This window comes from Nocardioides sp. B129/18 (genome assembly GCF_055282735.1).
This window is the reverse complement of the sequence record NZ_JBUZJI010000007.1, coordinates 122,849-148,578: the sequence shown is the minus strand read 5'-3', so window position 1 is coordinate 148,578 and position 25,730 is coordinate 122,849. Positions and strand designations below refer to the sequence as shown.

Below are 25,730 nucleotides of genomic sequence, written 5' to 3'. Positions count from 1 at the left end.
CGCCCGTCGGCGTGGATCCGCAACGGGGATGACCCGGGGGTCGACCCCGGGCCGACCCCGGGATCAGGGGTCAGGCCGAGGCCGTGGCCAGCTTGACGGCGAAGCCCAGGAAGACGACGCCGACCAGCGACGTGCCGCCCGCGGCCAGCCGACGCCGCTCGCGGAAGGCCGCGGCCAGGCGGGTGCCGGCGAGGATCAGCGCGGTCAGGTAGAGGGCGCTGACGATCTCGGCGAAGGTGCCCAGCACGAGGAACGACAGCCAGGGACGCGGGTAGGCGGGGTCGACGAACTGCACGAAGAAGGCGATGAAGAAGAGGATCGCCTTCGGGTTGAGCAGGCTGACGACCAGCGCGCGGCGGTAGACGTGCCCGTGCGTGGAGCGCATGAGCGCGGCCACCTCCGCGGCGGCGTCGGGGTCCAGGGGCTCGCCGGATCGGCGCGATCCGGCGGCGCGCAGAGTGCGCGCCGCGGCCCGCAGCAGCCCCAGGGCCAGCCAGCCGAGGTAGCCGGCGCCGAGGTACTTCAGCACGTCGAAGACGATCGCGTTGGCCTGCAGCACCGAGGCGACGCCGGCCGCGGAGAGCGTCATGAGCACGGCGTCGCCGGTGAAGACGCCGCACGCCGCGGCGTACCCGGCCCGGACGCCGTCGCGAGCCCCGACGGCCAGCACGTACATCGAGTTCGGCCCGGGCAGCAGCACGATCAGGACGAGGCCGACGAGATAGGTCGGCAGGTCGATGACACCCCACACGCGCCGGATCGTCCCACGCGCCGAACGGCTCCGTGACCCGTTCGGCGCCCCCGGGGCAGTGCCACGGACGACCGGGGGGTCGAGGGCGCGTCCCCGAGGAGGCCGGCGCGAGCGGTCAGCCGATCCGCTTGACCCGGTTGACCGTCAGGCCGTCGGCGTCCAGCAGCTCGGGGATGCGCGCGGCGAAGTCCACCAGGTGCGGCGCGGCGAGGTGGGCGTCGAGCTTCTCCCCCGACGTCCAGTTCTCGTAGAAGGTGAAGAAGCTGGGGTCCTCGATGCTCTGGTGCAGGTCGTAGTTGACGTAGCCGTCCTCCTGGCTGGTCGGCTCGATGAGCGCGAGCAGCGCGGCCTTCAGCTCCTCCGTCCTCCCCTCGGCGGCGCGCATGTAGGCGACGACGGTGAGCAGGTCCTTGTTCTCGTCGGTGGGCGTGGTCATGGCCCTCCCCCTCTTCCGGTGTGTTGTCGACGGGTGACTGCCGTCACGCTAGGCCTCGTGGACCCACGATCGAAGCCCGAAAGGGAGAGGGCCGCCCGCGAGGCCGCCGCCGCGATGACCGAGGCGGCCGGCGCCTGGCTCGAGACGCTGACCCCCGAGCAGCGCGCGGTGGCCCAGGGCCTGCCCCCCTCCGACGACGCCTCCGACGCCGAGCGGCGCCGCTGGTTCTACACCCCCACCGACCACGGCGGCCTGACGATGCACGACCAGCGGCCCGCCCAGCAGCGCGCCGCGATGCGCCTGGTGGCCACCGGGCTCTCGATGGCCGGCTACGTCACGGTCTCGACCGCGATGGGCCTGGAGAACGTGCTCGACCGCATCGAGGGCTTCGTCGTCCGCTTCGACCGCGAGCGTGGCCGCGACCCGGGCCTGTTCTACCTGCGGGTCTTCGGCGAGCCCGGCGGCGCGGCGCCCTGGGGTTGGCGCTTCGGCGGCCACCACGTCTCGCTGAACAACCTCGTCGTCGACGGCGCCCTGGCGTCCACGACCCCGTGCTTCCTCGGCGCCGACCCCGCCTCCTCCCCGCTGCTCGGCGGCGCCCTCAACCGCCCGCTGGGCGCGGTGGAGGACCTCGCCCGCGAGCTGGTCGGCTCCCTGGCCCCCGAGCTGCGCGCCCGCGCGATCCTGCTCGACAAGGCGCCCTCCGACCTCGTCACCGCCAACCGCACCGAGATCTCCGAGGGCGACCGCGTGATCCCGCTGGCCGGGGTCTGGCGCGACGAGCGGTTCCCCGACGACGAGGAGCAGGCCAAGCTGCAGCGCCTCTCCGACGCCATCGACGAGGCCGCCGACTACTCCGAGGCCGACCACGCCGCCGTGCAGTACACCGAGGCGCCCCAGGGCGTGGCCGGACGCGACCTCGACTCCGGACAGCGCGACCTGCTGCGCGCCCTGCTGGGCACCTACCTCGACCGCGTGCCCGAGGGCATCGCCCCCGTCTACGACGACGCCGACCTCGACGCCGTGCACCTGGCCTGGGCCGGCACGCTCACCGCCGGCGCACCGCACTACTACCGGCTCCAGGCGCCGCGCCTGCTCATCGAGTGGGACAACACCCAGCGCGACGCCAACCACGCCCACTCGGTGTGGCGCGACCCCACGTCCGACTTCGGCCTCGACGTCCTGCGCGCGCACCGCCGCGAGCACCACTGACCCGGCCGCAACGAGCACCCATGAGCCAGCCAGCCGCCTGGACCGAGTTCGACGCGCCCCTCGAGCCGATGCCGTGGGGCGAGGTCGTCTACACCGTCATCCGCGTCCCGGCCGACCTCGAGGAGGCCTCCCGGGCGGCGCGCACCCGGCGCGTCGAGGGCACGCTCGACGAGGTCGAGGTGAACCTGGCGATCAACCGCGCCGACGTGCTCGACGCGCCCTTCCTGTGGGCCGGCGCGAGCCTCCAGCGCGAGCTCGGCCTGCGTCCCGGCGACGCCGTGCGGGCGCGGCTGCGGCCGGCCGACCCCGACGCCGTCCCCCTGCCCGACGACGTCGCCACCGCGCTCGAGGGGGCCGGAGCCCGGGCCGCCTTCGAGGCGCTGCGCCCCGGCGAGCGACGTCGCCGCCTGGCCACCGTCGCCTCCGCGGCCCGTCCCGAGACCCGCGCGAGCCGGATCGCGGCGCTCGTGGCCGGCGTCCTCCCCGGCCCGTGACGCAGCCCGTCACTCAGCCCCAGCCCACCGGCTCCGAACCTTCCAGAGAGGCACTCACCATGCAGCACGCACGACTCGGCGGCACCGGCCTGGAGGTCTCGCGCCTCAGCCTCGGCTGCATGAGCTACGGCCAGCCCGACCGCGGCACGCACCCCTGGACGCTCCCGCCGGAGGAGTCCGACGCCTTCCTCGGCACGGCGCTCGACCTCGGCATCACGTTCTTCGACACCGCCAACGTCTACTCCGACGGCTCCAGCGAGGAGATCCTCGGCGCGTTCCTGGCCCGCACCGGGCGGCGCGACGACGTCGTGGTGGCCACCAAGGTGCACGGCCGGATGGGTCCCGGGCCGGGCGGCGCCGGGCTCTCGCGCCGGGCGATCATCGAGCAGTGCGACGCCAGCCTGCGGCGCCTGGGCACCGACTTCATCGACCTCTACCAGATCCACCGGTGGGACCCGCACACGCCGATCGAGGAGACCCTGGAGACCCTCGACTCCCTCGTCCGCGCCGGCAAGGTGCGCTACCTCGGCGCCTCCTCGATGCACGCCTGGCAGTTCGCGAAGGCCCGTCACCTCGCCGAGCGGCACGGCTGGCACCCGTTCGTCTCGATGCAGGACCACTACAACCTGCTCTACCGCGAGGAGGAGCGCGAGATGATCCCGCTCTGCCAGGACCAGGACGTCGCGGTCATCCCGTGGAGCCCCCTGGCACGCGGACGCCTGACGCGCCCCTGGGACGCCACCACGAGCCGCACCGAGACCGACACGTTCGGCGCCACCCTCTACGGGCGTCAGGAGGAGTCGGACCGCGCGGTCGTCGAGGCCGTCGGCACCGTCGCCGAGGCCCGCGGCGTCCCCCGCGCCACCGTCGCGCTGGCGTGGCTGCTGCAGCGTCCCGGCGTCACCGCGCCGATCATCGGCGCCACGAAGCCGCACCACCTGCACGACGCCGTCGCCGCGTTCGACCTCGCGCTCACCTCCGAGGAGATCGAGGCCCTCGAGGCGCCGTACGTGCCTCACGAGCGGGCGGGCTTCTAGCCCCGCACGGCCGAGGCTAGGCGGACGCCCGTACGAGGTCGAGCCCGAGACGCTCGGCGAGCTCGTCCTCGCCGATGCCGAAGACGTCGACGACGCGGACCTCGCCCGCGCTCAGGTCGAAGGTCGCGAGGTCGGTGTAGACCCGGGACACGCAGCCGACGCCGGTGAGCGGGTAGGTGCACTCCGGCACCAGCTTGGGCGAGCCGTCCTTGGCGAAGAGGGTCATCATCACGAAGACCTGCTTGGCGCCGATCGCGAGGTCCATCGCGCCCCCGACGGCCGGGATCGCGTCGGGCGCACCGGTGCTCCAGTTGGCGATGTCGCCGCGGTGGGAGACCTGGAAGGCGCCGAGCACGCACACGTCGAGGTGGCCCCCGCGCATCATCGCGAACGACGCCGCGCTGTCGAAGTAGGACGCCCCGGGCAGCTCGGTGACGGGCTGCTTGCCGGCGTTGGTGAGGTCGGGGTCCTCCTCGCCGGCCGCCGGCCGGGGGCCCATGTTCAGCAGGCCGTTCTCGGTGTGCAGCACGACGCCGGAGTCGGGCTCGAGGTGGTCGGCGACCATCGTGGGCTGGCCGATGCCGAGGTTGACGTAGGCCCCGGGCGGGATGTCCTGCGCTACGCGGGCCGCGAGCTGGTGCTTGTCCAGGCTCATGCCTGCACCACCTTGTCGACGTAGAGGGAGGGGGTGACGATCGCCTCGGGGTCCAGCGCGCCGATCTCGACGATCTCGCTCACCTGGACGATCGTCGTCCTGGCCGCGGTGGCCATCACGGGGCCGAAGTTGCGCGCGGTCCTGCGGTAGACGAGGTTGCCCATCCGGTCGGCGCGGTGGGCGCCGATGAGGGCGACGTCGCCCCGGATCGGCAGCTCGAGCACGTGGGTGCGTCCGTCGAGCTCGCGGGTCTCCTTGCCCTCGGCGAGCACGGTTCCGACGCCGGTCGGGGAGTAGAACCCGCCGATGCCGGCGCCCGCGGCCCGCATCCGCTCGGCCAGGCTGCCCTGGGGGACGAGCTCGAGCTCGATCTCCCCGGCGCGGTAGAGCCGGTCGAAGACCCAGGAGTCGCTCTGCCGGGGGAAGGAGCAGACCACCTTGCGCACCCGACCCTCGGCCAGCAGCGCGGCCAGGCCGGTGTCGCCGTTGCCGGCGTTGTTGGAGACGACCGTGAGGTCGCCGGCGCCCTGCCGGATGAGGGCGTCGATCAGCGCCACCGGCATCCCGGCCATGCCGAAGCCGCCGACCAGGACGGTCGAGCCGTCCTGGATCCCGGCGACCGCCTCGTCGACGTCGGCGCAGATCGTGGCGCTCATCGGGCCTCCACCGCGATGTTCTCCAGGACGACGGCGAGCCCCTGGCCCACGCCGATGCACAGAGCCGCCACGCCCCAGCGCTCGCCGGACTCCCGCAGTCGCGCGGCCAGGGTTCCGAGGACGCGCCCCCCGGACGCGCCGAGCGGGTGGCCGAGCGCCAGCGCGCCGCCCCGGTCGTTGACGAGGCTCGCATCGCGCAGCCCCGCCTGGAGCCAGGCGTCGACGCACACGAGCGACTGGACGGCGAAGGCCTCGTTGAGCTCGACCGCGCCGACCTGCTCCCAGCCGATGCCGGCCCGGGCCAGCGCGCGGCCGGCCGCCTCGACGGGCGCGTAGCCGAACTCGCGCGGGTCGAGGGCGAAGGTGCCGCGGCCGGCGATCCGGGCGATCGGCTCGACGCCCAGGTCGGCCGCGCCGTCGGAGAGCAGCACCGCGGAGGCGCCGTCGCTGAGCGGGGAGGCGTTGCCCGCGGTGATGGTGCCGTCGGGGCGGAAGCTCGGCCGCAGCGCGGCCAGCCTCTCCGCGGTGGTGTCCGGGCGGATGCCCTCGTCGCGCGTCAGGTCGCCGACCGGCACCACCAGCTCGTCGTAGAAGCCGGCCTCCCAGGCGGCGGCCGCCCGCTGGTGTGAGGTGACGGCGAAGGCGTCCTGGCGCTCGCGGCTCACGCCGTGCTTCTCGGCCAGGAGCTCGTTGCACTCCCCGAGCGAGAGGGTCCACTCCGGCGGCATGGCGGCGTTGACCAGCCGCCAGCCGAGCGTGGTCGAGGCGAGCGCGGCGTCGCCGGCGGGATAGGCGCGGCCGGGCTTGGGCAGCACCCAGGGCGCGCGGGTCATCGACTCCACGCCACCGGCCACGACGACGGACGCGTCGCCGGTCTCGATGGCCCGCGAGGCCATCATCACCGCGTCGAGGCTCGAGCCGCACAGTCGGTTGACGGTCGTCGCGGGCACCGAGGTGGGCCAGCCGGCGAGCAGCACGCCCATCCGGCCGACGTTGCGGTTGTCCTCGCCGGCCTGGTTGGCGCAGCCCCAGACGACCTCGTCGACGGCAGCGGCCTCGAGGCCGGGCGCCCGCTCGAGGAGCGCGGTGAGGACGACGGCGGCGAGGTCGTCGGGCCGCTCGCCGGCGAGTGCGCCGCCGAACCGGCCGAACGGCGTGCGCACGGACGCATGGACGAAGGTGTCGGTCACCGGTCCACCGTAGGCCGCCATCACTCATCCACTCCAATGCCAAGTTCTCGCTGATTGATAGCGTGGGCGCATGGATCTTCGGCAGCTGCGGGCGTTCGTCGCCGTCGTGGAGCATCAGCACTTCGGCCGCGCCGCCGAGAGCCTCCACCTGGCGCAGCCGGCGCTCTCGCGCCAGGTCCAGCAGCTCGAGCGCGAGCTCGGGGTGAGGCTGGTCGAGCGCACCACGCGGCGGGTCACCGTCACCGAGGCCGGGCACCGGCTGGTGGCGCACGCGCGCACCGTGCTGGCCGACGTCGAGGAGGCCCGCGCCGACCTGGCGCTGGTCGCCGCGGGCCGCGCGGGACGCGTCTCGATCGGCTTCGTCGGCACCTCGACCTACGACGTCCTGCCGCGCGTCGCCCACGACGTGCGCGCCACGCTGCCCGACGTCGACCTCGAGCTGCGCGGCGAGCTGCTCTCCCCCGCGCTGGTCGACGGGCTGCGCGACCGCACCTACGACCTGGCCCTGCTCCGACCCGACGCCACGACGCCGGAGGACCTCGAGGTGCATCCGCTGCGCTCGGAGCGACTCGTGGCCGCGCTCCCCCGCCGCCACGCCCTCGGCCACCGTCGCCGCATCGATCTCGCCGACCTCGCCGACGAGCCGTTCGTGACCCATCCCTCGGGCAGTCGCTCGGCCTTCCAGGCCTCGGTGCTGGCGGCCTGCGCCCGCGCCGGCTTCACGCCGCGGGTGGTGCTGGAAGCGGCCGAGACCGCCACCCTGATGGTCTTCGTCGCCGCAGGGCTCGGCGTCGCGCTCGTGCCCGAGCCGGTGCGCAGCCTGGGCCTGGAGGAGGTGAGCTACGCGTCGCTCTCCGCGGCGTACACCGTCGAGCTCGCGCTGGCCCGCCGCGCGGAGACGCCGACGCCGGCGGTGGCGCGGGTGGCCGAGATGGTGCGACGCACCGTCAGGTGAGGACGGATCAGAGGTCGCCGAGCTCGACCAGGGACGGGCCCGAGCTCGACGCAGCGCAGCGGCTGCCGTGGGACCGGGAGGCGGGTCCGGGCGGGTCGCCGACGCCCGACACGGGCGATCTCCTCGCCGATGGCGGCCGCGATCCGCCGGCCATCCCGCCTCCTCCCGGACGCGGCAGAAGCGTCGACGAGCGGGACTAGGAGTCGAACCCGAGCCCGCACCGGTCGAGCGTGCGCAGCCACAGGCCGCGGCGCCCGGTGCGGTCCTCGCGGGCCAGGGCCCGCCGCGTCAGCTGGACGCCGATCCAGCTCACCGGCTCCGGCGGGAAGGGCAGCGGCCGCTCCCGCACCATCCGCAGCCGGGTGCGGTGGGTCTCCTCGCCGCCGAGCAGGTCGAGCATGACGTCGGCGGCGAAGCGCGAGGCGCCCACCCCGAGGCCGGTGAACCCCAGGGCGAACGCCACCCGGCCGCGGTGGGCGGTGCCGAAGGAGGCGCAGAAGCGCGTCGAGGTGTCGATGACGCCGGCCCAGCGATGGGTGAAGGGCACCTCGGCCAGCTGCGGGAAGGTCTCGGCGAAGTGCTCGGCGAGCAGGGCGAAGGTCTCGGGGCGCTCCTCGTGGGCGGGGTCGATCGAGCGGCCGTAGTGGTAGATCGCGTCGTAGCCGCCCCAGAGGATCCGGCGGTCCGGGGTGATCCGGTAGTAGTGGAACTGGTTGCCGGCGTCCGCGATGCCGACGGCCGGGTCCCACCGGATCGAGGCGAGCTGGGCGTCGGTGAGCGGCGCGGTGGCCAGCACGTAGTCGTAGACCGGCACCGTCAGCAGCCGCAGCCGGCGCAGCGCGGGCCGGAAGGCGTTGGTGGCCAGCACGACGTCGCGGGCGCGCACGGTGCCCGACGGCGTCGTCGCGATCATCCGCTCCTGCCCGCGGCCGCCCGCGCGCTCGAGTCCGGTGAGCCGGGTGCCCTCGTGGATCGTGACGCCGAGCCGCTCGGCGGCGGCCGCCAGGCCCCAGGCGAGGCGGGCGGGATCGAGGAGCGCGCAGCCGTCGGGGTCGTGGCGACCGGCGAGGTAGGTGGGCGAGTCGACGCGGGCGCGCACGGCCTCGGCGTCGAGGAAGCCGTCGACGTCGGGCTCGAGCCCGGCCACCTCGTGGGGACGGGTGGCCACGGCCAGCGCACCGCCGCGGACCAGCCCGCAGTCGATGCCGAGCCGCTCGATCGTCGCGACGATCTCGTCGAGGTTGGCCAGCCCGAGACGCTCGAGCTCGTCGTACTCCTCGGGCCAGCGCGCGCGGCCGTTGGCCTCGCCGTGGGTGAGGCTGGCCTCGCAGAAGCCGCCGTTGCGGCCGGTGGCGTGCTCGGCGAGGCGGTCGGCCTCGACCAGCACGACCCGGCGTCCGGGCTCGCGCTCGACGGCCCGCAGCGCCGTCCACAGGCCGGTGAAGCCGCCGCCGACGACGAGCAGGTCGGCCTCGACGTCGCCGGCGAGGGCCGCCCGCGGTGCCGGACGCTCGGGGGTGTCGAGCCAGAGCGGGCGCAGCACCGAGCCCGCGAGCCGGTCGGTGGCGGTGCTCCCTGCGCTGACGGGGCTCACGGCGCGACGGCGGCCAGGGTGGCGTCGAGGACGTCGATGGCCTCCTCGACCTCGGCGACCGACGCGTTCAGCGGCGGGACGAGGTGGAGCCGGTTGAAGTTCGCGAACGGCAGCATGCCGCGCTCCTTGCAGCCGGCGATGAGCGCGGCCATCTCCGGGCTGGAGCCGCCGTAGGGCGCCAGGGGCTCGCGGGTGTCCTGGTCGCGGACCAGCTCGACGGCCCAGAACGCGCCGGTGCCGCGCACCTCCCCGATCCAGCGGTGCCGCTCGGCGAGCTCGGCCAGCCGCGGGGCGAAGACCTCCTCGCCCAGGCGGGCCGCGTGCTCGACGACGCCCTCGTCCTCCATCGCCCGGATCGTGGCCACCGCCGCAGCGCACGCCAGCGGGTGCCCGGAGTAGGTGAGGCCGCCGGGGTAGACGCGCTCGGCGAAGGTCTCGGCGATCGCGGCGCTGATCGCGACGCCGCCCAGCGGCACGTAGCCGGAGTTGACGCCCTTGGCGAAGGTGAGCAGGTCGGGGACGACGTCGTCGAGCTCGACGGCGAACCACCGGCCGGCGCGACCGAAGCCGGCCATCACCTCGTCGGCGATCAGCACGATGCCGTGCTCGTCGCACAGCGCACGGACGCCGGTGAGGTAGCCCGGCGGCGGGACCATGATCCCGGCGGTGCCCGGGATCGACTCCAGCACGATCGCTGCGATCGTGCCCGGGCCCTCCATGCGGATCGTGTGCTCGAGGTGCTCCAGCGCGCGCTCGCACTCCTCGGCCTCGGTGGTGGCGTGGAAGCGGCTGCGGTAGAGGAACGGGCCGTCGAAGTGCACCGTGCCGGCCGAGGCGTGGTCGCTGGCCCAGCGGCGCGGGTCGCCGGTGAGGTTGACCGCGAGGTGGGTGCCGCCGTGGTAGCTGCGGTAGGTGGTGAGCACCTTGTGACGCCCGGTGTGCAGACGGGCCATCCGCACCGCGTGCTCGTTGGCGTCGGCGCCGCCGTTGGTGAAGAAGATCCGGTCGAGCCCGGCCGGGGTGTGGGAGGCGATCAGGCGCGCCGCCTCCGAGCGCGCCGCGTTGGCGTGCTGCGGGGCGAGGGTGCACAGCGTCGCCGCCTGCTCCTGGATCGCGCGGACGACGCGGGGGTGCTGGTGGCCGAGGTTGGTGAAGACCAGCTGGCTGGTGAAGTCCAGCAGCGCGCGACCCTCGCCGTCCCAGATCCGGCTGCCCTCGGCGCGGGTGATCACCATCGGCGTCAGCGCGGCCTGGGCCGACCAGGAGTGGAAGACGTGGGCGCGGTCGAGCTCGTAGGTGCGGGCGGCGTCGTGGGTGACCAGGTCGGACGCGATCGGCTCAGACATTGCGCGGGAACCCCAGCTCGAGGCCGCCCGCGGGTCGGTTGGCCGGATCGATCCAGCGGGTGGTGACGACCTTCCCGCGGGTGAAGAAGTGGACGCCCTCGGTGCCGTGGGCGTGGGTGTCGCCGAAGAGCGAGCGCTTCCAGCCGCCGAAGGAGTAGTAGGCCACCGGCACCGGGACGGGCACGTTGACGCCGATCATGCCGACCTGCACGTCGGCCTCGAAGCGCCGTGCGGCGCCGCCGTCGTTGGTGAAGATCGCGGTGCCGTTGCCGTAGGGGTTGGCGTTGATCAGCGCGACGGCCTCCTCGTAGGTCTCCACGCGCAGCACCGAGAGCACCGGGCCGAAGATCTCCTCGCGGTAGACCTCCATGTCGGGGGTGACGTGGTCGAAGAGCGTCGGGCCGAGCCAGAAGCCCTGCTGTCCGCCGCGGGCCTGCACCTCGCGGCCGTCGACGACGACCTTCGCGCCGGCGGCCTCGCCGGCGTCGATGAGCCCGGCGACGCGGTCGCGGTGGGCGCGGGTGACCAGCGGGCCCATGTCGGCCTCGCGCTCGGCCGCACCGGTGGCCTCCGGGCCGCCGTCGCCGATGACGAGGGTGCGGGTGCGGTCGGCGATGCGGGAGACGAGGTCGTCGGCGATCGAGCCGACCGCGACGAGGGCGCTGATGGCCATGCAGCGCTCTCCGGCGCTGCCGTAGCCGGCGCTGACGGCGGCGTCGGCGGCGAGGTCGAGGTCGGCGTCGGGCAGCACGACCATGTGGTTCTTCGCGCCGCCGAGGGCCTGCACGCGCTTGCCCGCACGGGAGGCGCGCTCGTAGACGTACTGCGCGATCGGGGTGGAGCCCACGAAGCTCACCGACTGCACGGTCTCGCTGTCCAGCAGGGCGTCGACGGCCACCTTGTCGCCGTGCAGCACGTTGAAGACGCCGTCGGGCAGCCCGGCCTCCTTCCACAGCGCGGCCAGCCAGCTCGCCGCGCTGGGGTCCTTCTCGCTGGGCTTGAGGACGACGGTGTTGCCCGCCGCGATCGCGATGGGGAAGAACCACATGGGCACCATCGCCGGGAAGTTGAACGGCGAGATGATCGCGACGACGCCGAGCGGGTCGCGCTTGGAGTGCACGTCGATGCCCGAGGACGCGCCCTCGGTGTGACCGCCCTTGAGCAGGTGCGCGATGCCGCAGGCGACCTCGACGACCTCCTGGCCGCGGGCGACCTCGCCGACGGCGTCGGAGTGCACCTTGCCGTGCTCGGCGGTGATGATCGCGGCGAGCTCGTCCTTGCGCGCGTTCAGCAGCTCGCGGAAGGCGAAGACGATCTGGGTGCGGCGGGCCAGCGAGGTCTCCCGCCAGGCCGGGGCCGCGGCCGCCGCGGCGGCGATGACGGCCTGCGCGTCGGCGTCGTCGGCCAGCGCCACGCGGGCGGTGACCTCGCCGGTGGCGGGGTTGGTGACGTCGGCCCAGCGGCCGGAGGTGCCGGGGAACGGGGAGCCGTCGAGCCAGTGGACGATGTCGCGGGTCATGGCTCCATGCTCGGACCTGCGGGCGATGCACAGGCGCGTCGGATCGTCGGATCTGCGCTCGACGGCCTGACAGACTGTCGCCCATGGCCCTCCTGACGCTCGAGGCGGCGCTGACGCTGCCCGACCTGCGCCGCGCCGAGCCGCTCGTGCTCGCCGGCGCCGAGGGGCTCGCGCGCCCGATCCGCTGGGTGCACGCCACGGAGCTGGCCGAGGTCGGCGACCTCCTGCGCGCCGGCGACCTCGTGCTGACGATGGGCACCGGGCTGCCCGCCGACGACGACGTCGCGGGCCTGGACGCCTATGCCCGGGCCCTGGCCGAGGTGGAGGCCGCGGGGGTGGTCGTCGAGCTCGGACGCCGGTGGTCGACGCGGGTGCCCGGATCGGTCGTCGCGGCCTTCGAGGACGCCGGCGTCCCCCTGGTGGCGCTGCGTCACGAGGTGCGCTTCGCGGCGCTGGCCCAGGCCATCGGCGAGAGCATCGTCGACGCCCAGGTGGCCGAGCTGCGCGAGGCCCAGCGCGTCCACGAGACCTTCGCCGAGCTCGGCTTCGCCCAGGCCGGACCGGCCGAGATCCTCGACGCCGTGCAGCGCCTGGCCGGCGGGGCGGTGGTCGTCGAGAGCGCCCAGCACCGCCCGCTGGACTACGCCTCCGGCCCCACCGAGATGGGCGGCTTCCTCGACGGCTGGCAGGCCCGCTCCTCACGGGTGCGGCTCACCGGGCGCACCGGCTGGGACGCCGCCAACGGCTGGCTGCTGGCCCGGCTCGGCACCGACGACGACGCCTGGGGCCGGCTGGTGATCTCCTCCCCCGAGCCGCCGGCCCAGCGGATGGTGGCCGTGGCCGAGCGGGCCGCGGCGGCGCTGGCGCTGCACCGGCTGCACGACCGCGACCGCGACAACCTCGCGCGGCGCACCCACCGGCGCCTGCTCGAGGCGCTGCGCACCGACCCCGACGGCGAGGAGGTCGTGCGGCGCTGCGAGCTCGCGGGCTTCCCCACCGCGCGGCGCACCCTCCTGGCGCTGGTGCTGCGTCCCCGCCCGGGCGCCCGCGGCCGGGGCGCCGACGACGTCGCCGCCTCGGCGGTGCGGGCCGCCGACGGAGCACGCGTGCCGGCGCTGGTGTGCGAGAGCGACGGCGACGTGCAGGTGCTGCTCTCCTGCACCTCCCCCGCGGCGGCCGATGCCGCAGCCGATCGCGTCGCGGCCCGCCTGCACAGCCAGCACGAGGTGGTCGTCGCCGCCGGGCGTCCCGCGCTCGACCGCGGCGGCGTCGCCCGGGCGCTGCTGGAGGCGGCCCACGTCGCCGATGCCGCGCCCGCGGGCTCCGACGTCGCGGTCCACCGCCTCGAGGACCTCCACCTGCGCGGCCTGCTCGCCCTGCTCGGCGACGACGAGCGGGTGCGGCTCTTCGTCGAGCGCGAGCTCGCGCCACTGCGCGCGCTCGGCCCGCGCGGCGAGGACCTCCTCGCCGCCCTGCGGGCCCTGCTCTCCCACCCGGGCAGCAAGACCGACGCCGCCGCCAGCCTCCACCTCTCCCGCGCCGCCTTCTACGACCGGCTGGCGCGGCTGCAGCAGGCGCTGGGCCTCGACCTCGACGATCCCGACGTCCGGGTCTCGCTGCACGTCGCGATCCTCGCGGACGATCTGTCGGCGTCCTCGCCCCGCTGACGACAGAACGTCGGGCTCCCTCGCCGCCCTCCTCGCCCACCCTGGAGCCATGCGCGCCCTCCACGACGCCCACGCCCCGCTGGCGGTCGACCCGCTCGACCCCGCCACGGTGCTCGACGGCGCCCCCGCCGCCGGCTCCCAGGCGCTCGCCGCCATCGCCGGCGCCGAGGTCGGCGTCTGGGAGATGACCCCCGGCACCGCCACCGACGTCGAGGTCGACGAGGTCTTCGTCGTCCTCTCCGGTCGGGCCACCGTCACCTTCGACGACGGCTCCGCCCTCCACCTCGCCCCCGGCTCCGCCGTCCGCCTCCATGCCGGTGACCGGACGACCTGGACGGTGCACGAGACGTTGCGGAAGGTGTACGTGACGTAGGGGGCCGCGCAGGTTTCCCCGGTCGACCGGGGAAACCGTCGGATGACGGGCGAAGCCTCGCCTGTCATCCGCAAGGATCGCCTGCCCTGACCGCCCTGGCCCCGACGACGGTCAGTGACCGCCGAGCGAGCCGGTCAGCCGCGCGTGACGATGGGCGCTGGGGCCGGCGAGGCCGATGATCTCCACCTCGCGGCCGGAGCGCTCATAGCTCGCGACGACGGCGTCGAGCACCGCGACGGTGGAGGCGTCCCACACGCGCGCGTCGGCGAGGTCGACGCGCACCCGCAGGGGGTCCTCGGCGATCTCGAACCGGTCGGCGAGGTCGTTGCTCGAGGCGAAGAACAGCTCGCCGCGCAGCCGGTAGACCGCGAGGGGCCCCGCGGGATCCTCGACGACCTCCCGCTCGAGCGTCGTCACGTGGGCCACGCGGCGGGCGAAGAGCGCCATCGCCAGCAGCACCCCGACGACGACGCCGATCGCGAGGTTGTGGGTGGCGACGGTGACGGCGACGGTCGCGAGCATCACCGCGGTCTCCGAGCGGGGCATCCGCCGCAGCGTCGCGGGCCGCACGCTGTGCCAGTCGAAGGTGCCGACCGAGACCATGATCATCACCGCGACCAGCGCGGCCATCGGGATGAGCGCCACGACGTCGCCGAGGCCGACGACGAGCACCAGCAGCAGGACGCCGGCGAGGAAGGTCGAGAGGCGGGTGCGAGCTCCGGAGACCTTCACGTTGATCATCGTCTGGCCGATCATCGCGCAGCCGCCCATGCCGCCGAACAGGCCGGTGACGACGTTCGCGACGCCCTGGCCGGCGGCCTCGCGGCGCTTGTCCGACGGCGTCGCGGTGAGGTCGTCGACCAGCCGTGCGGTGAGCAGCGACTCCAGGATGCCGACCAGCGCCATCGCCAGCGCGTAGGGCGCGATGATCCGCAGCGTCTCGAGGGTCCACGGCACGTCGGGCACGAACCAGCCGGGCAGGCTGGTGGGCAGCTCGCCCTGGTCGCCGACGTCGGGCACCTGCAGCCCGCTGACGACGACGAACGCCGTCAGCGCCACGATCGCCACCAGCGGCGCCGGGACGACGCTGGAGACGCGCGGCAGGCCGACGATGACGGCGATGCCGATCGCGGTCATCGGGTAGACCGCCCAGGGCACGTCCACGAGGTGGGTCAGCTGCGCCTCGAGGATGAGGATCGCCAGCGCGTTGACGAAGCCGACCATCACCGAGCGCGGGATGAAGCGCATCAGGCGGGCCACGCCGGCCAGCGCCATCAGCACCTGGAGCACGCCGGCGAGCAGGACGGTGGCGATGAGGTGGTCGTAGCCGTGCTCCCGCATCACCGGCGCGATGACGAGCGCGACCGCGCCGGTGGCCGCGGAGATCATCGCCGGACGGCCGCCGAGGAAGGAGATGGCGACGGCCATGGTGAAGGAGGCGAAGAGCCCCACCCGCGGGTCGACGCCGGCGATGATCGAGAACGAGATCGCCTCGGGGATGAGCGCGAGTGCGACGACGAGGCCGGCGAGCACCTCGGTGCGCAGCAGCCGCGGCGAGCGCAGGGCGTCGCGCACGGTCGGGGCGGGCAGCGGACGGACGGGGACGGACAGGCTCAACGGCGGACCTTCGAGATCGCAGGGGCCCGGGCGGCGCGGCGCACGGGCCGACGACCTCGCCCGGGGCGGGACGCGCGGGGCGCCCGGTGACGGGAGGACTCCGACACGCTAACCTCACGCAACGTGAGGTTTGAAATCGACGACGACGAGCCGGCCCTGCGCATCGGCGAGGTCGCCGAGCGCACCGAGCTCTCGCTGCGCAGCCTGCGGCACTGGGAGGACGTCGGCCTGCTGCGCCCCTCGGGGCGCACCGAGGGCGGCTTCCGCCTCTACTCCGAGGCCGACGTCGAGCGGATCCTCGTGATCCGGCGGATGAAGCCGCTCGGCTTCACGCTGGAGGAGATGGCAGCGACGATGCGCGACGTCGAGGCGCTGCGCGATCCCGACTCCCCCGACCACGCCGGCGCGGCGACCCGCCTGCGCGGGGTCCTGGAGGACGCCGAGCAGCGACGCGCCCGCCTCGAGCGCCAGCTGGGCATGGCCGACGAGCTGCTCGCCCAGCTGCGCGACCAGCTCGCCTGAGTCGGAGCACCCACAGGCCGGACGCACCCTGGTGATCGCGGTCACACGCCAGTAGTTTCGAGCACGCCGCACCGCGCGCCGCACCGGCGCGTCCGCACCGCCAGTCCCCCGGAGGTCACATGCCCGAGCGCGAGTCCTACGACTACGTGGTGGTGGGAGCCGGCAGCGCCGGCGCCGTCATCGCCGCGAGGCTCACCGAGGACCCGCGCACGCGGGTGCTGCTGCTGGAGGCGGGCGGCCCGGCCGACGCCGACGAGATCACGGTGCCGGCGGCCTTCGCGAACCTCTTCCGCACCAAGTGGGACTGGGGCTACCGCACCACCGAGCAGAAGCAGCTCGAGGGCCGGCGGGCCGACTGGCCGCGGATGAAGGCGCTGGGCGGCTGCTCGTCGATGAACGCGATGATCTACATCCGCGGCAACCACGCCGACTACGACGCCTGGCGCGACGCCTACGGCGCCGAGGGCTGGGGCCACGACGACGTCCTGCCGTACTTCAAGCGGGCCGAGGGCAACACCCGCCTCGGCGGCCCCTTCCACGGCACCGACGGCCCGCTGCACGTCGAGGACCGCCGCTACACCCACCCGCTCACCCACCTGTGGGTGGAGTCGGCGGTCGCGGCCGGCCTCAAGCGCAACGACGACTTCAACGGCGCCGAGCAGGAGGGCGCCGGGCTCTACCAGGTCACCTGCCGCAAGGGCCGGCGCTGGTCCACCGCGAAGGCCTACCTCGAGCCGGCGACGGACCGACCGAACCTCACCGTCCGCACCGGCGCCCACGCCCACCGCGTGGTCATCGAGGGCGGACGCGCCACGGGCGTCGCCTACGAGGTGGCCGGCCGCATCACCACCGCCTACGCCGACGCCGAGGTCGTGCTGTGCGGCGGTGCGATCGCCTCGCCGCAGCTGCTGATGCTCTCCGGCGTCGGCCCGGGCGCGCACCTGCGCGAGGTCGGCGTCGAGGTGCTCGTCGACCTGCCCGGCGTGGGCCAGAACCTCCACGACCACCCCGTGGTGCCGCTGGTCTTCCGCACCCGCGGCGTCAGCGACCTGCTCAACCACAACAACCTCGGCCAGTTCCTGCGGGCCAAGGCCAGCGGCACCGGTCCGCTGGTCTCCAACATCGGCGAGGGCGGCGGCTTCTGGCGCACCCGCGACGACCTCGTCGCCCCCGACATCCAGGCGCACGTGGCGCCCACGGGCTTCTACGACAACGGCCTGCACGAGCCGAAGGAGCGGGCCTTCACCGCCGCCCCGACGCTGGTCAACGTCTTCAGCCGCGGCACGCTGCGCCTGCGCTCGACCGATCCCCACTGGCACCCCGACATCGACGCGGCCTACTACGACGACGCCGCCGACCTCGACGCCATGATCGCCGGCGTGCGCCGCAGCCTGGAGATCACCGCCTCCGGCCCGCTGGCGCAGGTGCTCGAGGACGGGCTGCTGCCCACCATGCGCGGCTGGGGCTCCGATCCCACCGACGCGCAGATCGCCGACCACGTGCGGCGCCACACCCAGACGCTCTACCACCCCGTGGGCACCTGCGCGATGGGCGGTGACGAGCGCGCCGTCGTCGACCCGCAGCTGCGCGTGCGCGGCGTCGAGGGCCTGCGCGTGGCCGACGCGTCGGTCATGCCGATGGTCAGCCGCGGCAACACCAACGCCCCCTCGATCATGATCGGCGAGAAGGCCGCCGACCTGCTCTCCGGAAAGGCCTCGCGATGACCACCACCGCCTCCCCCACCGAGACCGCCGGCACCCCCGGCGAGCGTCCGGCCACCTTCGAGTCCCTCGCCCCGCGCACCGGCGACGTCGTCGGCGTGCACCCGGTGCACACCGCCGCCGACGTCGAGGCTGCCGTCGCGCGAGCGCGCACCTCCGCGGAGTGGTGGGCCGCGATCGGCTTCGACGGCCGCCGCGAGGTGCTCGATCAGTGGCGAGGCGTCCTGGCCCGGCGCCTGGCCCAGCTCGTCGACCTCGTCCACCGCGAGACCGGCAAGCCGCACGGCGACGCCCAGCTCGAGGCCGTCCTCGCCATCGACCACCTCAGCTGGGTCGGCTCCCACGCCGAGAAGGTGCTCGGACGCAAGCGCGTCAGCGCCGGCCTGCTGCTGGCCAACCAGGCGGCGTCGGTGGAGTACCTGCCGCTGGGCGTCGTCGGCGTCATCGGCCCGTGGAACTACCCGGTGTTCACGCCGATGGGCTCGATCGCCTACGCCCTGGCCGCCGGCAACACCGTGGTGTTCAAGCCCAGCGAGCACACCCCGGGCGTCGGCGTGTGGCTGGCCGAGAGCCTGCGCGAGGTCGTCCCCGACCACGACCTCCTCCAGGTCGTCACCGGCTTCGGCGAGACCGGCGGCGCGCTGTGCCGCGCGGGCGTCGACAAGCTCGCCTTCACCGGATCCACCGCCACCGGCAAGCGCGTGATGGCCGCCTGCGCGGAGAACCTCGTCCCGGTCGTCATCGAGGCCGGCGGCAAGGACGCCATGCTCGTCGACGCCGATGCCGACATCGAGGCCGCGGCCGACGCCGCCGCCTGGGGCGCCTTCGCCAACGCCGGCCAGACCTGCACCGGCATCGAGCGGGTCTACGTCCACGCCGCCGTGCACGACGCCTTCGTCGAGGCGCTCGCACGGCGCGCCCGCAGCGTCCGCTCCGGCACCGACGCCGACGCTCAGGTCGGGCCCATGACGATGCCCTCCCAGGTCGACGTCGTCCGCCGCCACATCGCCGACGCGCTGGCTCGCGGCGGACGCGCGGTCGTCGGCGGCGAGGACGCCGTGCAGGGCCGCGTCATCCAGCCGACGGTGCTCGTCGACGTGCCCGAGGACTCCGAGGCCGTGTGCGAGGAGACCTTCGGTCCCACCGTCACCGTCCGCAAGGTGGCCTCGATGGAGGAGGCCGTGCGGCTGACCAACGCCGGCAAGTACGGCCTCGGCTCCTCGATCTTCTCCGCCGCCCGCGGCGAGGAGCTCGCGCGTCGGCTGCGCACCGGCATGACCTCGATCAACTCGGTCATCTCCTTCGCCGCCGTGCCCGGCCTGCCCTTCGGCGGCGTCGGCGACTCCGGCTTCGGCCGCATCCACGGCCCCGACGGGCTGCGGGAGTTCACCTACGCCAAGGCCGTGACGCGCACGCGGTTCAAGGCGCCGCTGAACCTCACGACGTTCGACCGCACCGCTGCCCAGGACACCCAGGTCGCGACGTTGACCACCGTCCTGCACGGCCGCGCCACGCAGCTGCCGAAGCTGGGTCGGGCGCTGCGCCGCAAGCGCTGAGGCCGCCTCAGGTCGTCCGTTCGGTCAGGTCCTCGGCGTTCGGCTGCCGCGCCGGACGCCGAGAACGCATCATCGCCGGATGTTCTCGGCCGAGGTCTCCTGGCGCCACGAGCCAGGCATCAACCGCGCCTACGTCTGGCTCAGCGACGGCACGGTGGTGGGCTACCGCGACCTCGACACCGGCACGGACCACCCGGCCGCACTCGAGCATCGCGAGCTGGTGCGCGCCGTCGCGAGCGAGTGGATCGCCGCCACCGGCGCGCCGGGCATCGACACGCCGCGGGAGCCGGACGCCCCCGACCTGCGCCGGGTGGGACGCCTGCGCTGGCTGCGCCGGCGCCGGCTGCAGCGCGATCACGCCCGCCGCGTCGTCGAGCACCATCGCTGGCGCCTGGACCACCCGACATGGCGGATCCCGGTCGACCCACCGAACGGCGGCTGGCGCGACCTCGTGCGCCACGAGCCCGGCCACCTCCTGTGGGCCCATGCGGCCGAGCTGTCGCTGACGGGCTCCGGCAGCGCACCGGCGTCCTCGCGGAGCTGGCAGATCGGCGCTCTAGGCGAGGAGGCCGTGGCGCGCGAGCTGCTGACCCTGACCCACCACAGCCCGTGGCGCTTCGTCCACTCCGTGCCGGTGGGCCACCGAGGCTCCGACATCGACCACGTGCTCGTCGGCCCCGGCGGCGTCCTCACCCTCAACACCAAGGCCCATCGCGACCGCACGGTCTGGCAGAACGGCGAGATGCTGATCGTCGACGGCGTCGTCCACCCCTATCTGCGCAACTCCCGCCACGAGGCGGCGCGCGCCGCGCGTCTGCTCTCCCACGCGTGTGGACGCGCCGTGCACGTGCACCCGCTGATCGTCGTCGTGACGCCGCGCGCGCTCGTCGTCCGCGACGCACCCCCGGACGTCACGGTCATCGACAGCCGCGACCTCGGAGGCTGGCTCGCGGGGCTGCCGGCCGTGCTCGATCCCGAGGCGGTCGACCGGCTCTTCTCCGTGGTCCGCCGCTCGACGACCTGGGTGGAGGCGACCAGCCCCTAGCCGTCAGTCGCGCTCGACGGGCAGCCACAGGTCGCAGGTGGCGGTCGACCAGTCGGGCGCGGCGGCCACGACCGCGAGGATCGAGGGCCCGGGCCGCAGGCGCCAGGGCTGGGAGGGGAACCAGTCGGTGGCGGTCGCCGCCCAGGTGCGCTGGAGCGCGTCGGGGTGGGGTCCCTCGGTGTGGAACACCGCCCAGGCGCCCGCGGGGACGGTGAGCAGGTCGAGGTCGGGCGGCGCGACCGTGTCGGCGGCGATCGAGACGCCGTGGAGGTAGGTGAGCTCGCTGCCCTCCTCGGCATCGGGCTCGACGTCGTCGGTCACCGCGAGGAGCCCGGCCGGGCGGGCGTCCGAGAGCTCCGTGAGGCGCGCGTGCTCCTCGGCCGGGATGCCGGCGACGTGCTCGGCGATGCGAGGGTTGACGCCGTGGTGGAGCAGCGGGACGCGGACCGCGTGACCCACCAGGCGCAGGTCGGGCAGGTCGGTCAGGGTGACGTCCATCGGATGGCCTCCTTCGACGCTCAGGCGGAACCTGAGCCGGGTCTGGGTGCGGAGCGGACCGCCGTCACGGCGCACCTCGGTCGGGCCGATGCCGTGCACGGCGCGGAAGGCTCGCCCGAAGGCCTCGGCCGAGCCGTAGCCGTGCCGGACCGCGATGCCGAGCAGCTCCTCCCCCGCCACGACGTCGGCGGCGGCGAGCGTCATGCGCCGACGCCGGAGGTACTCCGAGAACGGCATGCCGGCCAGCGAGGAGAACATCCGGCGCAGGTGGTACTCCGTGCTGCCGTGCTCGCGGGCGAGGCCGGCGAGGTCGGGCTGCGTGGCCGGATCCTGGTCGACCAGGTCGACGAGGCGGTTCAGTGCGGCGATCACGGGACCCACCCTGCCGCGCCGATGACCGTCCGCACCCGATCATCGGGGTCCGATGCGATCAGACGTCCTGCTCCCACACCACCACGAGCTCGTTGCGCTGGCCGAAGCGCTCGAGGTGGCGCCCGACGACGTCGGTGACGACGCCGAGCGCCTCGGCGTCGGGCGCGGTGGCGGTCATCGTCAGCACGTCGTCGCCAGGCTGCAGGAGGCAGTCGCCGCCGCCGAGGATCAGGCGGGTGCCGTCGGCCTCCTCGCGCACCTCGGCCTTGCGTCCGAGGTGGGAGGCGAGCTGCTTGGCGTAGCGCGGGGCGGCGTCGGTGGCGACGCGGGCGGTGGCGGTGAGCGTGGCGGTCATGTCCCCAGCCTCCTACGCCGAGGCAAGCCGCCGGGCCCGCAGCACGACGTCGTCGACGTGGTGGCCGGAGGCGGCGCCCGGCGGACGCGGACGGGTCTCGTGCACCTCGACCTGCCAGCCGTCGTCGACGGCGAGGGCCGCGGCGATCTCCTCGACGCCGGCGTAGGCCTCGGGGTCCCACATCCGGCTGTCGAGGGCGACGTCGATCGGCTCGCGCATCGGCGCGAGGTCGTGGGCGACGACGAGCAGCGTGCCGCCGGGCGCGACGGCGTCGAGCAGCTGCCGGACGCCGCGTCCCTCCGGGGTGCGCTGGAAGGAGCCGTACTGCAGGGAGACCAGGTCGTAGGTCTCGCCCCCGAACGCTCCGAGGTCGTTGGCGTCGGCGTGCACGCAGGTGATCTCGAGCCCGCGACGCCGCGCCTCGGCGCTCACCCGGGCCAGCGCGTTCTCGGAGATGTCGACGGCGGTGGCCGACCAGCCCCGCTCGGCGAGCCAGAGCACGTCGGCGCCCTCGCCGGCGCCGACGTCGAGCGCGCGTCCGGGAGCGAGGTCGGCTGCCTCCGCGACGAGGGTGCCGTTGGGGTTGGCGCTCCACATCGGCTGCTCGCCGGCGTAGCGGTGCTCCCAGTCGACCCGCGGGCCACCGCCGCGGACGCCGAGGGCGAGGTCCTCCTCGGCGAGGCTGAACGCGACCCCGGCGCCGACGCGGCTGCCGTGGGCGGCGGCCATCAGCACCTGCAGGCCGGGGTCGACGAGGTTGCCGGCGGCGAAGACGCCGGGCACGGCCGTCTGGCCCATGAGGTCGGCCTCGACGACCGTCCCGAGACCGCTGGGGTGCGCGACGGCCTCGAGCCCGAGCGGCTCGACGACCTCGGTGCGGGCCCGGAAGCGCGGGCCGACGAGCACGGAGTCGGCCGGCACGACGCGTCCGTCCTCCAGCTCGACGCCGGTCAGCGTCGCACCGTCGGCGACGACCCGGCGCACCCGGGCGCGCTCGATCGTGACGCCGGCCGCCGCGTAGGGCGCCAGGGCCTCCTCGGACACCTCGGCGTCGTGGGCGACGATCGTCAGGCTGCCGGCCAGGTGCGCGAGCAGCGGCGTGGGGTGCAGGCCGAACGCGCTGGTGAGCACCTGCACGACCCTCTGCCCACGGGACTCGAAGCCGTGGCAGAACGGGCAGTGGACGACGCCCGTGCCCCACTGCTCGGCCAGCCCCTCGATCGCCGGGAGCTCGTCCTCGATGCCCGTGGCCGCGACGACCCGGCGCGCGAGGACCGTGTGGCCGCCGGAGAGCTCGACACGCAGCCGGCCGTCCGATGAGGCGTCGACGCGACGCACCGCGAGCACACGGCCGGCGAGCACCTCGCCGCCGTAGGAGCGCACCTCCTCCCGCCCCCGCGCCACGAGCTCCGCCGGCGGGACGCCGTCGTGACCGAGGTAGCCGTGCATGTGGGCCGCGGGCGCGTTGCGCGGGTTCGCGTCGTCGACCACGACGACGGTGCGCTGCTGGCGCACCAGCTGGAGCGCCGCGGCGAGTCCGGCGGCCGAGCCGCCGATCACCGCGACGTCGCAGTGCCGCTCGACGATCCGGTGATGGTGGTCGTGCCCCTGGTCATGCGTGTCGCTCATGGGGTCGACCCTAGGCAGGCCTTCCGATTACCGAAAGTGCGCTTGCACTATCCGCAAGATCGGGCCAGGCTGGGGCCATGGAGCCCGCCGACGTCGAGACCCTCGCCCGCACTCGACTGCGCAGCCTGCGCACGACGCTCGGCTACTCCCTCGACGAGCTCGCCGAGCTCACCCACCTCAGCCCCTCGACGATCAGCCGCGTCGAGACCGGCAAGCGCTCCCTGGGCCTGGACGTCCTGGTGCCGCTGGCGCGGGCGCTGCGGGTCAGCCTCGACGTGCTCTTCGAGGCCCCCGGCGACGACGACGTCGTCATCCGCCCCGTGGCCCACAGCTCCGGGACGGCCACCACCTGGCCGCTGAGCCGCCCCGACGGACGCACCCTGGCGATCAAGATGCGCCTCGAGCCCGGCGAGCGTCCCCGCCAGCGCGTCCACCCGGGTCACGACTGGTTCGTGGTCATCGAGGGCCGGGTGCGGCTGTGGCTCGGCGACCGCGAGATCGACGTCGCCACCGGCGAGGCCGCGGAGTTCTCCACGATGACCCCGCACGCACTCGGCGCCCTCGACGGGCCGGCCGAGGTGATCATGATCTTCGACCGCGAGGGCCAGCGCGCGCACGTGCACCAGTGAGGCCCAGCGCTCGGCTCAGCGCTCCCAGAAGCGCAGGTGCGAGCGGTGCAGCCAGGCGTCGACCCAGGCGCGGTCGGGCTCGTCGGGCACCGCGGCGGCAGCGCCGACCTCGGCGAGCCGGCGCTCGAGGTCGTCGAGTGCCGCCACCACCTCGGGCAGCGGCACCTCGCCGCGTCGCACCTGACGCAGCCAGGAGAGATCGGGCTCGGGCACGGGCAGGGTGATCCGTCCGGTGGTGAGCAGCTCGATGCCCTGGACGCCCAGCCGCAGGGCGTGCATGGCGAACTTCGTGTCGTAGCCGTGCACGGCGACCAGCTCGGGACGGTTCGTGTGCGCGCCCGACTCGCCGGTCATCGCCGCCCTCTGCCCCTGGAGGTAGCCGAGGAAGCGTGCGGCCGCCTGCCGCGAGACGAACCGGTGCGCGTTGTCGACGAGCTCGGCGCCGACCTCGTCGCGATGCACGACCTCCTCGTCGGGGACGAAGAGCGCCAGCAGCACCGTCGGGTTGCCAGCGAGCGCGAGGCGGCACCACTTCCGCGCCGAGTAGACGACGACGTCGAGGTCGCCGGCGCCCGAGCGGTTGGCGAGGCCGCCGGGCTGGTCCCACACCGTGTGCCGCTGGTACTGCTCGAAGTCGACGAGCGCGTCGGCGTCGATGCCGCGCGGCACCTGCGCCAGTCCGGTGACGAACCGGGCGGGCTCCAGGCAGATGCCCATCTCGTCGCGGTCGTCCTGGCCGGTGATCGAGGTGCCGTGGACGCCCGAGCCCACCTGGACCCGCAGGATCAGCCCGTCCTCCGCGATCCGCCGCGCCTCCTCCGAGGCGTGCGGGTGGGCGAAGCCCGGCGGCAGGACGCGATCGCCCTCGATGATCCGTGCTCGCTGCATGCGGCCCACCGTAGGGATCCACGACACCACCGCACCACCGCATTCCCGGACGATCGGGCCCCAGGACGATCAGGTCCCGGACGCGCACGAGCCCCCGCCCCATGCCCGGGGACGGGGGCTCGTGCGCTGCCGCGGCCTAGGCGGCGCCCGGCTGGGCGAGCGAGGGAGCCAGCGGCCGGGTGACGCGCGGCACCAGCAGGGCGAGGTCGCGTCCGCGCGCATGCTTGGCCAGCGCCAGCACGGCGAGGTCGACGACCGGCTCGACGAGGATCACCGTCAGGTAGGCCAGGCCGAAGGTCGAGACGTCGCGGAGCGTCGCCGCCGTGAGCCCCTCGCCATAGAAGGACCAGAACGCCACCCACGCCACGATGCCGGCCTGGTAGGTCGCCGAGAGTCGCAGCACGTGGGAGTAGGACAGGTCGGCGTAGGCGGTCCGCGCGGGGATGATCCGCTCGGCCAGCAGCGCCGCGGCCAGCAGCGGCACCAGCAGCGTGGTGATGTTCATGCCGTACTGCGGCAGGTCGAAGGGCGCGAAGAGCACCCCCTGAACCAGCAGGCCCGCGGCCAGCCCGAAGGCCGCCGATCCCGGGCCGAACAGCAGCATGAGCGAGGTGGCCATGATGAGGTGCACCTCCGAGACGCCCACGGGGACGTGCGGCAGGAGCTGGAAGTAGACCAGCACGAGCGCGGTGGTGACGCCGGCCCGGCCGACGAGCGGCATCAGGCCGTCGCGACGCGCCTCGTCGGCCATGAGCTTGAGCGCCGCGAGGCCGGCAGCGCCGGCCGTGGCGTAGGAGAGGACGATCTTGGCGCCGTCGACGACGCCGGGTTCCATGTGCATGTGGTGCTCCTTCAGGAATGACACGTTCCAGGGTGGTGGGCATGCCTGAGGGCGAAGATCTGACTACGAGCGCGACGGGATCGGCGGGCTCTCACAGTGGCGTGACCGTGCCAGACTCTCACTGGCTTCCACGACCGCTCGGCGGGCGTGACGCTAGCAGGCGTCGACCCGC

25 protein-coding genes are annotated in these 25,730 nt (G+C 74.4%); 11 read left to right on the top strand and 14 right to left on the bottom strand.

Translation table 11 applies throughout. From position 1 onward, the window contains the following. Positions 1–70: 70 nt before the first annotated feature. Together leuE and ACZDWJ_RS07575 are read right to left on the bottom strand one after the other, a co-directional pair. On the bottom strand, positions 71–751 hold the full coding sequence (gene leuE, locus ACZDWJ_RS07580) for a leucine efflux protein LeuE (RefSeq protein WP_463520324.1): 681 nt from the start codon (positions 749–751) through the stop codon (positions 71–73). A 115-nt stretch (positions 752–866) separates the two neighbouring features. After that, a complete protein-coding gene (locus tag ACZDWJ_RS07575) occupies positions 867–1,187 on the bottom strand; it encodes a putative quinol monooxygenase (RefSeq protein ID WP_463520323.1) in 321 nt (106 codons plus the stop codon). A gap of 57 nt (positions 1,188–1,244) precedes the next feature. Here ACZDWJ_RS07575 and ACZDWJ_RS07570 point away from each other — a divergent pair, with 57 nt between their 5' ends. The 3 genes from ACZDWJ_RS07570 to ACZDWJ_RS07560 are packed head-to-tail and all read left to right on the top strand — an operon-like array spanning position 1,245 to position 3,930. Continuing rightward, positions 1,245–2,399, top strand: coding sequence for a DUF3500 domain-containing protein (locus tag ACZDWJ_RS07570; protein WP_463520322.1), 1,155 nt, complete (start codon positions 1,245–1,247; stop codon positions 2,397–2,399). A gap of 20 nt (positions 2,400–2,419) precedes the next feature. Next, complete coding sequence (locus tag ACZDWJ_RS07565; RefSeq protein WP_463520321.1) at positions 2,420–2,893, top strand: YdeI/OmpD-associated family protein; 474 nt, start codon at positions 2,420–2,422, stop codon at positions 2,891–2,893. A 59-nt stretch (positions 2,894–2,952) separates the two neighbouring features. Continuing rightward, entirely contained in the window at positions 2,953–3,930 is a 978-nt protein-coding gene (locus ACZDWJ_RS07560) for an aldo/keto reductase (RefSeq protein ID WP_463520320.1), read from the top strand. A gap of 16 nt (positions 3,931–3,946) precedes the next feature. Here the strand turns inward: ACZDWJ_RS07560 and ACZDWJ_RS07555 are convergent, their stop codons facing one another. Genes ACZDWJ_RS07555 through ACZDWJ_RS07545 form a run of 3 tightly spaced genes read right to left on the bottom strand, consistent with a single transcriptional unit; the run spans position 3,947 to position 6,431 of the window. Further along, the gene (locus ACZDWJ_RS07555; RefSeq protein ID WP_463520319.1) at positions 3,947–4,585 is read right to left on the bottom strand and encodes a 3-oxoacid CoA-transferase subunit B; all 639 of its coding nucleotides are present in this window, start codon (positions 4,583–4,585) and stop codon (positions 3,947–3,949) included. Beyond that, positions 4,582–5,241, bottom strand: a complete 660-nt coding sequence (locus ACZDWJ_RS07550) for a 3-oxoacid CoA-transferase subunit A (RefSeq protein WP_463520318.1) — start codon at positions 5,239–5,241, stop codon at positions 4,582–4,584. Before ACZDWJ_RS07550 ends, ACZDWJ_RS07555 begins: the two co-directional genes overlap by 4 nt. Further along, positions 5,238–6,431 (bottom strand): thiolase family protein, encoded by a 1,194-nt coding sequence (locus ACZDWJ_RS07545; RefSeq protein ID WP_463520317.1) that lies wholly within the window; start codon positions 6,429–6,431, stop codon positions 5,238–5,240. The genes ACZDWJ_RS07550 and ACZDWJ_RS07545 overlap by 4 nt, the downstream gene beginning before the upstream one ends. 70 nt (positions 6,432–6,501) lie before the next feature. On the opposite strand from ACZDWJ_RS07545, the gene ACZDWJ_RS07540 reads away from it, so the two are divergent. Next, entirely contained in the window at positions 6,502–7,386 is an 885-nt protein-coding gene (locus tag ACZDWJ_RS07540) for a LysR family transcriptional regulator (protein ID WP_463520316.1), read from the top strand. Positions 7,387–7,582: 196 nt separating this feature from the next. Here ACZDWJ_RS07540 and ACZDWJ_RS07535 read toward each other — a convergent pair whose 3' ends face one another. From ACZDWJ_RS07535 to ACZDWJ_RS07525, 3 genes are read right to left on the bottom strand one after another with little or no spacing between them, the layout of a single operon-like run. Beyond that, on the bottom strand, positions 7,583–8,980 hold the full coding sequence (locus tag ACZDWJ_RS07535) for an NAD(P)/FAD-dependent oxidoreductase (RefSeq protein WP_463520315.1): 1,398 nt from the start codon (positions 8,978–8,980) through the stop codon (positions 7,583–7,585). After that, a complete protein-coding gene (locus ACZDWJ_RS07530) occupies positions 8,977–10,326 on the bottom strand; it encodes an aminotransferase class III-fold pyridoxal phosphate-dependent enzyme (protein ID WP_463520314.1) in 1,350 nt (449 codons plus the stop codon). The genes ACZDWJ_RS07535 and ACZDWJ_RS07530 overlap by 4 nt, the downstream gene beginning before the upstream one ends. Next, on the bottom strand, positions 10,319–11,845 hold the full coding sequence (locus ACZDWJ_RS07525; protein ID WP_463520313.1) for a CoA-acylating methylmalonate-semialdehyde dehydrogenase: 1,527 nt from the start codon (positions 11,843–11,845) through the stop codon (positions 10,319–10,321). Before ACZDWJ_RS07525 ends, ACZDWJ_RS07530 begins: the two co-directional genes overlap by 8 nt. Positions 11,846–11,928: 83 nt before the next feature. Between ACZDWJ_RS07525 and ACZDWJ_RS07520 the strand changes: the two genes are divergently transcribed. Together ACZDWJ_RS07520 and ACZDWJ_RS07515 are read left to right on the top strand one after the other, a co-directional pair. Continuing rightward, complete coding sequence (locus ACZDWJ_RS07520) at positions 11,929–13,512, top strand: PucR family transcriptional regulator (RefSeq protein WP_463520312.1); 1,584 nt, start codon at positions 11,929–11,931, stop codon at positions 13,510–13,512. A gap of 49 nt (positions 13,513–13,561) precedes the next feature. Continuing rightward, a complete protein-coding gene (locus ACZDWJ_RS07515; protein ID WP_463520311.1) occupies positions 13,562–13,885 on the top strand; it encodes a cupin domain-containing protein in 324 nt (107 codons plus the stop codon). Between the two features lie 111 nt (positions 13,886–13,996). Here ACZDWJ_RS07515 and ACZDWJ_RS07510 read toward each other — a convergent pair whose 3' ends face one another. Next, on the bottom strand, positions 13,997–15,502 hold the full coding sequence (locus ACZDWJ_RS07510) for a SulP family inorganic anion transporter (protein ID WP_463520310.1): 1,506 nt from the start codon (positions 15,500–15,502) through the stop codon (positions 13,997–13,999). Between the two features lie 123 nt (positions 15,503–15,625). On the opposite strand from ACZDWJ_RS07510, the gene ACZDWJ_RS07505 reads away from it, so the two are divergent. From ACZDWJ_RS07505 to ACZDWJ_RS07490, 4 genes are all read left to right on the top strand, one after another. Continuing rightward, positions 15,626–16,024 (top strand): MerR family transcriptional regulator, encoded by a 399-nt coding sequence (locus ACZDWJ_RS07505; protein WP_463520309.1) that lies wholly within the window; start codon positions 15,626–15,628, stop codon positions 16,022–16,024. Between the two features lie 119 nt (positions 16,025–16,143). Then, positions 16,144–17,748 carry a GMC family oxidoreductase gene (locus ACZDWJ_RS07500; protein WP_463520308.1) on the top strand — a complete coding sequence of 535 codons (1,605 nt, stop codon included), beginning with the start codon at positions 16,144–16,146 and terminating at the stop codon, positions 17,746–17,748. Further along, a complete protein-coding gene (locus tag ACZDWJ_RS07495; protein WP_463520307.1) occupies positions 17,745–19,301 on the top strand; it encodes an aldehyde dehydrogenase family protein in 1,557 nt (518 codons plus the stop codon). The genes ACZDWJ_RS07500 and ACZDWJ_RS07495 overlap by 4 nt, the downstream gene beginning before the upstream one ends. Positions 19,302–19,380: 79 nt before the next feature. Then, positions 19,381–20,346: a nuclease-related domain-containing protein gene (locus ACZDWJ_RS07490; protein ID WP_463520306.1), complete on the top strand. Its 966-nt coding sequence runs from the start codon at positions 19,381–19,383 to the stop codon at positions 20,344–20,346. 3 nt (positions 20,347–20,349) lie between these two features. Here the strand turns inward: ACZDWJ_RS07490 and ACZDWJ_RS07485 are convergent, their stop codons facing one another. Genes ACZDWJ_RS07485 through ACZDWJ_RS07475 form a run of 3 tightly spaced genes read right to left on the bottom strand, consistent with a single transcriptional unit; the run spans position 20,350 to position 23,200 of the window. Further along, the gene (locus ACZDWJ_RS07485) at positions 20,350–21,216 is read right to left on the bottom strand and encodes an AraC family transcriptional regulator (RefSeq protein WP_463520305.1); all 867 of its coding nucleotides are present in this window, start codon (positions 21,214–21,216) and stop codon (positions 20,350–20,352) included. Positions 21,217–21,274: 58 nt separating this feature from the next. Further along, entirely contained in the window at positions 21,275–21,571 is a 297-nt protein-coding gene (locus ACZDWJ_RS07480; protein ID WP_463520304.1) for a DUF2218 domain-containing protein, read from the bottom strand. Positions 21,572–21,583: 12 nt separating this feature from the next. Then, positions 21,584–23,200, bottom strand: coding sequence for an FAD-dependent oxidoreductase (locus ACZDWJ_RS07475; RefSeq protein WP_463520303.1), 1,617 nt, complete (start codon positions 23,198–23,200; stop codon positions 21,584–21,586). A 77-nt stretch (positions 23,201–23,277) separates the two neighbouring features. Here ACZDWJ_RS07475 and ACZDWJ_RS07470 point away from each other — a divergent pair, with 77 nt between their 5' ends. After that, positions 23,278–23,829, top strand: coding sequence for an XRE family transcriptional regulator (locus ACZDWJ_RS07470; RefSeq protein ID WP_463520302.1), 552 nt, complete (start codon positions 23,278–23,280; stop codon positions 23,827–23,829). 15 nt (positions 23,830–23,844) lie between these two features. Here the strand turns inward: ACZDWJ_RS07470 and ACZDWJ_RS07465 are convergent, their stop codons facing one another. Next, positions 23,845–24,717, bottom strand: coding sequence for a nucleotidyltransferase domain-containing protein (locus ACZDWJ_RS07465; RefSeq protein WP_463520301.1), 873 nt, complete (start codon positions 24,715–24,717; stop codon positions 23,845–23,847). A 136-nt stretch (positions 24,718–24,853) separates the two neighbouring features. Continuing rightward, positions 24,854–25,558, bottom strand: a complete 705-nt coding sequence (locus ACZDWJ_RS07460) for an energy-coupling factor ABC transporter permease (RefSeq protein ID WP_463520300.1) — start codon at positions 25,556–25,558, stop codon at positions 24,854–24,856. Positions 25,559–25,730: the final 172 nt, after the last annotated feature.